This is a genomic window from Mycobacterium sp. NGS41 (genome assembly GCF_059812725.1).
Genome location: NZ_JCALDF010000076.1, coordinates 1 through 879, shown reverse-complemented (window position 1 = coordinate 879; position 879 = coordinate 1). Strand labels below are relative to the sequence as shown.

Annotated in this window: 1 protein-coding gene and 1 pseudogene; both read left to right on the top strand. The window is 59.3% G+C overall.

What is annotated here, in order from left to right; genetic code table 11:
• A pseudogene (locus AC5Y21_RS25985) lies at positions 1 to 426 on the top strand (IS256 family transposase); the annotation flags it as partial.
• Between the two features lie 105 nt (positions 427 to 531).
• Positions 532 to 834 carry a DUF2834 domain-containing protein gene (locus tag AC5Y21_RS25980; RefSeq protein WP_499917020.1) on the top strand — a complete coding sequence of 101 codons (303 nt, stop codon included), beginning with the start codon at positions 532 to 534 and terminating at the stop codon, positions 832 to 834.
• Positions 835 to 879 lie beyond the last annotated feature (45 nt).

The window sequence follows — 879 nt, the reverse complement described above, 5'->3', positions numbered from 1 at the left end:
CACCTCGGTATGGCCGTACTCATCGACCGTGAGGGACGTAAGCGAAATGAGCACGCCCAAGTTGCGATCAAAGGCGTTCGAGACCGACTACGGCGCCACGCATCCCAAGGTGGTCGCCAAGATCGTCGAGGACGCCGACTTGCTGCTGGACTTGTACACTGGGTTCACCTGCGCACCGCCAACCCGATTAGTCGATATTCGCGACCGTGCGTTTGCCGACCAAAGTGACCAAGGGCCCGCGTACACGTGCGGCCGGTATTGCCATGGCCTACAAGGTCATTGAGCGCTCACAAGCACTCTGGCGGGCCGCCAACGCCCCGCACTTAGTCGCCTCGTCCGTGCCGGCGCTGTGCGTTCCACAAAGGCAAACTGCTCGAACGCCTCATCGACATCACGCTCACCGAACCTATCGAACCAACCGAAACGGAGATGCCTGAAACAACCCCATCCACAGATATTGACAATTGCTCTGATGACCAAATACTGACGGGTATGACCGCTGCTCGAAGAAACCTCTGCATCCTTTACGGTGTGATCGCGCTGGTGGCGCTCATCGCCACCTGGGCGCACAACATCGCGTACTTCTCGGCCGGCGGAGACACGCTCGACTTCCTCGCCAGCTGTTTCGCCAATCACGCGGTCAGCTCAATGACCATCGACCTGACATTGGTCTCCGTCGCAGTGCTGGTCTTCATGGTTGTCGAGGGACGCAGGACCGATGTCAAGTACCTGTGGGTGTACGTCGTGCTGGGGTTCGTCGTCGATATCAGCGTGGCCGTTCCACTCTTTCTCATCGCCCGGGAGCGGCGTCTGGCGCAGCTCCAGGACGTTTGACTCCGTGCAGGCTGGCACAACCACAACATCATTCCCCACTTTTGG